This is a genomic window from uncultured Oscillibacter sp., from assembly GCF_910584465.1.
Taxonomy (GTDB): domain Bacteria; phylum Bacillota; class Clostridia; order Oscillospirales; family Oscillospiraceae; genus Oscillibacter.
Genome location: NZ_CAJUBK010000011.1, coordinates 41,786 through 49,563, shown reverse-complemented (window position 1 = coordinate 49,563; position 7,778 = coordinate 41,786). Strand labels below are relative to the sequence as shown.

The 7,778-nt window shown below is 68.1% G+C and carries 7 protein-coding genes; 2 read left to right on the top strand and 5 right to left on the bottom strand.

Translation table 11 applies throughout. The annotated features are described in order from the left end of the window. Both QZ332_RS04825 and spoIIR read left to right on the top strand, forming a co-directional pair. The coding region (locus QZ332_RS04825) for a DUF1576 domain-containing protein (RefSeq protein WP_295763055.1) at positions 1 to 515 on the top strand (515 nt) is incomplete at its 5' end. Between the two features lie 139 nt (positions 516 to 654). After that, the gene (gene spoIIR / locus QZ332_RS04820; RefSeq protein WP_295763052.1) at positions 655 to 1,290 is read left to right on the top strand and encodes a stage II sporulation protein R; all 636 of its coding nucleotides are present in this window, start codon (positions 655 to 657) and stop codon (positions 1,288 to 1,290) included. A 262-nt stretch (positions 1,291 to 1,552) separates the two neighbouring features. On the opposite strand, the gene QZ332_RS04815 is transcribed toward spoIIR, so the two are convergent. The 5 genes from QZ332_RS04815 to QZ332_RS04795 all read right to left on the bottom strand — a co-directional run bounded on the left by QZ332_RS04815 (position 1,553) and on the right by QZ332_RS04795 (position 7,778). Continuing rightward, positions 1,553 to 1,972, bottom strand: coding sequence for a YjdF family protein (locus QZ332_RS04815; protein ID WP_295763050.1), 420 nt, complete (start codon positions 1,970 to 1,972; stop codon positions 1,553 to 1,555). A gap of 166 nt (positions 1,973 to 2,138) precedes the next feature. Continuing rightward, the gene (lepA, locus tag QZ332_RS04810; protein WP_295763047.1) at positions 2,139 to 3,944 is read right to left on the bottom strand and encodes a translation elongation factor 4; all 1,806 of its coding nucleotides are present in this window, start codon (positions 3,942 to 3,944) and stop codon (positions 2,139 to 2,141) included. 35 nt (positions 3,945 to 3,979) lie between these two features. Next, positions 3,980 to 5,155: a M48 family metallopeptidase gene (locus tag QZ332_RS04805; protein WP_295763045.1), complete on the bottom strand. Its 1,176-nt coding sequence runs from the start codon at positions 5,153 to 5,155 to the stop codon at positions 3,980 to 3,982. A 34-nt stretch (positions 5,156 to 5,189) separates the two neighbouring features. Then, complete coding sequence (locus QZ332_RS04800; protein ID WP_295763043.1) at positions 5,190 to 6,293, bottom strand: hypothetical protein; 1,104 nt, start codon at positions 6,291 to 6,293, stop codon at positions 5,190 to 5,192. Positions 6,294 to 6,305: 12 nt separating this feature from the next. Further along, the gene (locus QZ332_RS04795; RefSeq protein WP_295763040.1) at positions 6,306 to 7,778 is read right to left on the bottom strand and encodes an MBOAT family protein; all 1,473 of its coding nucleotides are present in this window, start codon (positions 7,776 to 7,778) and stop codon (positions 6,306 to 6,308) included.

Below are 7,778 nucleotides of genomic sequence, written 5' to 3'. Positions count from 1 at the left end.
CCACCCTGGGGGGCATCTTCACCATCATGGGCTTCTCCGCCTTCGGCAAGCACGCGAGGAACATCCTCCCCGTCATGCTGGGGGTGTTCATCGGGGCCTACGGCATGCACCACACCCCGGACTATCCGGCCCTCCAGCTGGCGGGCCTCTTCGGCACCACCCTGGCCCCCATCTCCGGGCACTTCGGCTGGCCCTACGGCGTCCTGGCCGGGTTCATCCACGCCTCCCTGGTCCTCCAGACCGGCGGGCCCGTGGCGGGGCTGAACCTCTACAACAACGGCTTTTCCGGCGGCCTGATCGCCATCGTCCTCTATCCCACCATCACCGCCATCAGCCGCAAGCGCCGCCCCACCCTCCAGGACAAGGATTACTACGACCAGTTCCAGGAGAGCGCCCCCATCGACACCTCCGACCTGGAGGAGACCCACGGGGAGGCCGCTCCGGAGGAGCCTCCCGAGAACGAGGAGACCGCCCCTCCGTCCCCGCCCCCCGCCGGGGCGCAGGACGGAGGCTGAACGCCAGGACCGCCCGCCGGATCGTCCCCCGGCGGGCTTTCTCATATGCAGATCTCTCCTATGCAGGTTTAAAGAGCGGGAGATCTGTCCATCCTTCTATCAAGCAAAGGCTTCGAGCCAAGGAAGGGATGGACGGCATATGAAAGCTCTGACTGCAAAGAGGCCCGGCAGGCTGAAATGGATCGAAATCGCGGCGCTGCTGTTCCTGGCGGCGTTCCTGGCCACGGGGGCCCTGGCCCTGCAGACGGGACAGGAGCTCTCGGACAAGGTGGTCCGCCTCCACGTCCTGGCGAACTCCGACTCGGAGGAGGACCAGGCGCTGAAGCTGGAGGTCCGGGACCGCCTCCTGGCCCACGTGGAGCCCATCCTGGAGGGCGCGGCGGACCGCCGGGAGGCGGAGGCCCTGCTCCGGGGCCAGCTCCTGGAGCTGGAGCGGATCGCCGGCGAGGAGATCCGGGCCCAGGGCTACGACTACGCTGTGGACGTCCGGCTGGAAGACACCATGTTCCCCACCCGGGAATACGACGGCTTCACCCTGCCGGCGGGGGAGTACCTGGCCCTGCGGGTCCTCATCGGCCAGGGCGCGGGGCAGAACTGGTGGTGCGTGGTGTTCCCGCCCCTGTGCGCCGCCGCGTCGGCGGAGGTGCCGGAGGCGGCCCTGGCCGCGGGGCTGGCCCCCTCCCAGGTGGGGCTCATCACCGAGGAGGACAGCGGCTATGTCTTGAAGAGCAAGCTGGTGGAGTTCTGGGGGGAGCTCCAGGCGAAGCTGGGATGATCCTGCGAGCGAGAGGGCCCGCCGTCTTTCGACGGCGGGCCCCAGGCTGTCGAAACGTCTTTTCGACAGCCTGAGCAAGTTTTCAGAACTTTCAAAAAAGTTCTGAAAACTTCTTTATTGAAAACGAAAGGGACCCCTCCTGGGTCCCTCTCGTAACTCTCTTCCTTCCCGTTGATGTAATTTCCTCTACTTTTCCGACAGGCTGGGGCCCGCCATCTTTCGACGGCGGGCCCTCTCTCCCGGCCTGGCGCTCCGGCCGGGGTCAATGTCCTTTGTGCTTCTCCTTCCGCTTCTCCTGCCGCAGGGCGTACCTCCGCGCCTGCTCGGCCTCCCGCTCCTCCCGGGTCCGGCGGGCCCGGGCCGCTCTGCCCTGCTCCCGCTGGAGCGCCAGGGCCTGCTGGGCCTTGGTGCCCATGGCGGCGGGGCGGGTCTCGCGGCCCGCCTCCCGGCGGGCGCGCTTGGGGCCTCTCGGCGCCGCCGGGGGCCCTGCCGAGGCGATGGGCGGGCTGAACTCCAGCTCACGCCAATGCTCCAGCAGGAAGGCGTAGACCTCCTGGTCCCCCGGCTCCCCGCCGAAGACGATCCTGCACACCTCATAAAGCCCGCCGCCGTCCCGCTCGTACAGGCAGACCCAAAACGGGTCCTCGAAACGGACGGTCAGCCTCGCGTATCCGGTCTCCATACGCGTCCCTCCTTTTCGTGTCTCTCACGGAGAACGGACGACCAAAGGAGGAAGGTTACTGATGTCCCCCGGAGCGCCGCCGGGGGGCACGCCCGGACTACCGACCGGGCCGTGTTTTTATCTCCGCCCCTCCATCATAGCGCGGACGCGCCCGGGGCGCAAGGGCTCACTCGTCCAGCTTCAGCACCGCCAGGAACGCCTCCGTGGGGATCTGGACGCTGCCCAGGGAGCGCATCTTCTTCTTGCCCTCCTTCTGCTTCTCCAGCAGCTTCTTCTTCCGGGTGATGTCGCCGCCGTAGCACTTGGCCAGCACGTCCTTGCGCATGGCCTTGACGGTCTCCCGGGCGATGACCCGCCCGCCGATGGCCGCCTGGACCGGCACCTCGAAGAGCTGGCGGGGGATGTTCTCCTTCAGCTTCTCGCAGAGCTTCCGGGCCCGGGGGTACGCCTTGTCCTTATGGGCGATGAAGCTCAGGGCATCCACCTGGTCGCCGTTCAACAGCAGGTCCACCTTCACCAGCTCGCTGGGCCGGTAGCCGGACAGCTCGTAGTCCAGGGAGGCGTAGCCCTTGGTATTGGCCTTCAGCGTGTCGAAGAAGTCGTAGATGATCTCGTTCAGGGGCATCTGGTAGTGGAGCTCCACCAGGTGGGTGTCCAGGTACTGCATGTCCTTGAACTCCCCCCGGCGCTCCTGGCACATGGGCATGATGTTGCCCACGTAATCGTTGGGGCTGATGATGCTGACCTTGACATAGGGCTCCTCCGCCCGCTCGATGGAGGCGGGGTCCGGGTAATTGTGGGGGTTGTCCACCCGGACCAAACTGCCATCCGTCTTATATACATCGTATATGACCGAGGGCAATGTCGTCACCAGGTCCAGATCGAACTCCCGTTCCAGCCGCTCCTGGATGACCTCCATGTGGAGCATCCCCAAAAAGCCGCAGCGGAACCCGAAGCCCAGGGCCACGGAGGACTCCGGCTCGAAGCTCAGGGAGGCGTCGTTGAGCCGGAGCTTCTCCAGCGCGTCCCGGAGGTCCGGGTACTTGGACCCGTCCTCGGTGTAGATGCCGCAGTAGACCATGGGCTGGACGGGGCGGTAGCCGGGGAGGGGCTCCGCCGCCGGGGCCGCCGCGTCGGTGACGGTGTCGCCCACGCGGGTGTCCTGGACGTTCTTGATTGAGGCGGTGAAGTAGCCCACCTCGCCGGCCTGGAGGGACGCGCAGGGCTCCATGCCCAGGGGCAGGAGGTGGCCGCACTCGACGACGCTGTAGCTGGCCCCGGAGGCCATCATCTTCACCGTCTGCCCGGCCCGGAGGCTGCCCTCCATCAGCCGCATGTATACGATCACGCCCCGGTAGCTGTCGTACTGGCTGTCGAAGATCAGCGCCTTGAGGGGCGCGTCCTTGTCCCCGGAGGGGGGCGGCACGGTCTTCACGATGTCCTCCAGCACGGCGCCGATGTTGAGCCCCAGCTTGGCGGAGATCTCCGGCGCGTCCAGGGCGGGGAGGCCGATGATGTCCTCCACCTCCTGCTTGGCCCGGGCGGGGTCGGCGGCGGGGAGGTCGATCTTGTTGAAGACCGGCAGGATCTCCAGGTCGTGCTCCATGGCGAGGTAGGTGTTCGCCAGCGTCTGGGCCTCCACGCCCTGGGTGGCGTCCACCACCAGCACGGCCCCCTCGCAGGCGGCCAGGGAGCGGGAGACCTCATAATTGAAGTCCACATGCCCCGGCGTGTCGATGAGGTTCAGGGCATAGACCTCCCCGTCGGCGGCGGTGTAGCTCAGCCGGACGGCCCGGGCCTTGATGGTGATGCCCCGCTCCCGCTCCAGGTCCATGTTGTCCAGGAGCTGGTCCGCCATCTCCCGCTGGGAGACGGCGCCGCACTCCTCCAAAAGCCGGTCCGCCAGGGTGGACTTGCCGTGGTCGATATGGGCGATGATGGAAAAGTTGCGGATATGGTCTTGTTGGATCATATTTGAAAAAACCTCCCAAGAGATAAGTGTGCAGATCAAACTCCCGTCAGCCCCAGCTCCCCGCAGAGGTAGACCAGGTCCACGGTCCACAGCTCCCCCCGGTCCAGGACCTCCCGCAGGTCCGCCCGGGCGGCGTCGTCGTCCTTCATCCAGTGGCGGAAGTAGGCCCGGGACACCTGATAGAGGTCCCGGTTCTCCGGGTCCAGCCGGATGAGATCGGTCAGGTCTCCGATCTGCTGGGGATAGCGGCGGCTGGTGGTGGTGAGGCTGGAACGGCCCCGGAGGGCCATGACGTTCTCCGGCTCCAGCTCCAGGGCCCGGGTCAGGTCCCGGAGCATGTCGGGGACGCGGCTCCGGGTGCTGAGGCCCTCCAGCATCTTCCAGCAGAAGGCCCGGAGGAGGGACAGCCCGGCCTCCTCCGGAGCGGCCCGGACCGCGTCCGTCAGCCGGGCGGCCAGGTCCTGGTACTTCCCGCCCTGGAGGAGGCAGAGGATCTCCTCATAACCTGCCGCCAGGGCCTCCGCCCGCTCCAGGGCATACGGACGGTCGGTCAGGGCATCGGGGAGGATGGGGGTGTCGACGGCCCTCCGCCCCTTGGCCCGGGGCCCGGGCCCCGCGGCGCTCTCCGGGATATCCGCCTTGGTGGGGACGGGCCGGTTGGGCTCCTTCTTTGGCTCCGGCGGCGGGCAGAGGAGGTCATAGTCGAAGCCCAGCGCGTCTAGGAAGTCCGCCATCTGCCAGGAGTCTCCCACCGCGGCCTCGTCCCCGTCGTAGGCATAGCTCCCCTCTTCCAGCCTCGGCCAGGGGATGAGGTAGCGGCAGATCCGCTCCGGCTCCACGCCGAAGCACCGGGCCACGATCCCCGCGTCCCCCGGCATGTCCGGGGGGCTGTCCTCGTCGAAGTAGCCCGGGAGGCTGGCGAACCGGTCCAGGGCCTCCCCGCCCTGCCAGAGGTCATACCCCCAGAAGTCGTCGTCGTAGATGTAGAGGCCCATCACCGGGCCCGCCACCTCGCCGGACAGCATCCCGGCGGTGTCGAAGCCCACGGCCCCCTCGTTGAGCTGCACGGCCGGCCCCTTGGCGAAGCAGTGCCACGAGCACTCCTCCGGCCGGATATCCTGGTCCGCGTCCCAGGGGCCCCCCTCCAGGGCGGCGCGGCACCGGTCCGCGTCCCCGCCGGGGAAGAGCAGCGTATACGAAAACAGTCCCATGTCCATCCCTCCAAGTCATGCCCCAGGGGCCCCGTCAGCCCTCATACCAGTCCGGGGGCGCGTCATGGTCCTCATACCACTGGTCCCAGAACGCCTGGTCCCACAGCGCCTCATAGTCGTAGTGTACCACGAAGTCCCTCCAGTCCGCCAGGGTCTTTTCCACGTCCCCCGCCCGCAGCAGGAACTTCTCCCCGCAGAGGTTGCCCAGTATCCACTTCCCGGCCTCGCCGGAGTGGTGGATATAGTCGCAGTAGTTGTCGAGGGCCGTGCTCATCCCCTCATAGAGCAGCGGCGCGTGGAGGCGGACCTTGCCGCCGTAGCCCGCCAGCGTCTCGCAGGCCAGCTCCAGCGCCGCGAGGCGGGCCTCCAGGTCCCCCTGGCGGATGCAGCGGTCCCAGAAGAGGATGCTGTATGGGGAGAGGAATATCTCGAACTTCGTATCCGGATGTTCCCGGAACCAGCCCTCCATTATTGCCAGGTTCTCGGCCGTGTGCTCCAGATAGGCGTCCTCCGGGACGGTCTCCTCCGCGACGGGCGGGCGCTGGTAGAACTGCAGGGCCGCGTACTTCCCCCAGAGGGAGGTCCTGTCCCAGGTGAAGCCCTCGTCCAGGGTCTGCCGCCCCTCCTCCGGGTCGGCCATGAGGACATAGAAGCTGTAGTACAAGGCGTCCTTGCTCAGGAGGTACTCCACGTCGTTCCAGGGATCTTGGTCATACAGGTGGTCCGGCATGGCCCCGGCGGAGCCGCCGTCGTCCCGGATCAGGAGGTTCAGGTCCAGCGCGAAGAGGATCCGCACGGGGGGATGCTCCTGATAGAGCAGATCCAGCACCTGGCTGAACTCGCTGAAGTGGCCGTCGGGGATCGTGATCCGCAGGCCGGAGGTGCGGTAAAACTCCTCGATCCAGCTGGAGCGGTAGTTGGCCACCATCGAGGTCCCCAGGACGACGGTGTCCGCCGGGAAGTTCCGCACCATGCCCGCCGTCTGATAGCGCTCGTTGAAAAAGACGGCCCGCCCGTCCTCGGGCATCCGGTAATAGAGGCAGGGGTCCACCGTATAGACGACGCAGGCGCACAGGGCCAGCAGGGCCAGCAGGACCGCCAGGAACCAGCAGGTCCAGCGCCGGTAAGTCTTATCCACAGCTTGCCCTCCTCAAAAGTTGGAATAGATGAACGTGGCGACGCTGGTGAAGGACAGGATGGACCAGGCCGCCAGCAGGGCCATGGCCGCCGCCCCCCAGGCGGAGGGCGCGGGCCCCTCTGCCCGCCCGGTCCCGGGCCGGAGCGCGGCGATCAGCGACACGCCGAACAGCCCGCCGCTCAGCGCTTTGCCGATCCAGTGCCTCGCCCCGGGCAGGAGGATCACCAATCCCTCCGCCTCCTTGGCGAACACGTCCGCCGTCAGCCAGGCGGCGGGCGGATCGAGCCCGGCGGAGACAGCAGCCCGCAGCAGCGCCAGCGCCCCGGGGACGTCGGGGGCCCGGAAGAACACCCAGGCTATATTGACGAAGAGGAAGGTCATCGCCCAGCGCAGGGGCCCCGGCACCCTCTCCCGTCCCGCGCCCCAGGCCCGCTCGGCGATCTGGCCCAGGCCGTGGAGCCCGCCCCAGATCAGGAAGGTCCAGCCCGCCCCATGCCAGAGGCCGCTGACCAGGAAGACGATCAGGATATGGAGATAGGTCCGCCCGGTCCCCTTGCGGCTGCCGCCCAGGGGGAAGTACAGGCACTCCCGGAGGAAGCTGGTCAAGGTGATGTGCCAGCGCTTCCAGAACTCGTTTATGGAGAGGCTGCGGTAGGGGGCGTCGAAGTTCGCCGGCAGGCGGAAGCCCAGCAGGCGGGCCGCTCCGGCGGCGATGTCACAGTAGCCGGAAAAATCCAGGTACAGCTGCAGGGTATACCCCAGGATCACCAGCCAGGCGGCGGGGGCGGAGAGCTGGTCCAGGTGCTCCCAGCCGCTGTCCACCACGGTCCCCAGGTTGTCCGCCAGCAGCACCTTCTTCGCGGTGCCCGCGGCGATGGCATAGAGCCCGGCGGCCAGATCCCGCCCGCCGGGCCGGAAGGCCCCCTCCCCATGGAGCTGGGGGAAGAACGCCTGGGGCTTCAGGATGGGCCCGGAGACCACCGTGGGGAAGAAGAAGGCGTAAAGGGCCAGGCTGTCCCCCGGGCCGGGGCGGAAGCCGCCGGTGTACGCCTCCTTCAAGAGCCACAGCTGCTGGAAGGTGAAGAAGCTCAGGCCCAGCGGGGCCCAGCCCGGGGAGATCCGCCCGCCGGTGAGGAAGCCGGTGTACTTGAACGCCGTCAGCACGCCGATGTGCCATGCCGCCGCCAGGACCAGGCAGAGGCGGCGGCGGGCAGCGGACCGGGCATCCCCCCGCGTGCGCGGCCCGCCGCCGCCCGGCAGGGCCCGGACGTCCTCCGCCGTGAGGACACGGACCGCGGCGGCGGACACCGCCAGCCCCGCCGCCAGGACCAGGAGCGCCCCCCAGCCGCCTCCCGCCGCGTAGAAGACCAGGCCGGCGGCGGTCAGGCACCTCACGGCGGCCGGCCGCGACCGCCGGGCCGCGCTCAGGCACACGCCGGCCGCGACCGGGAGGAAGGCCAGGAAACCAAACGACTGAAACACCAT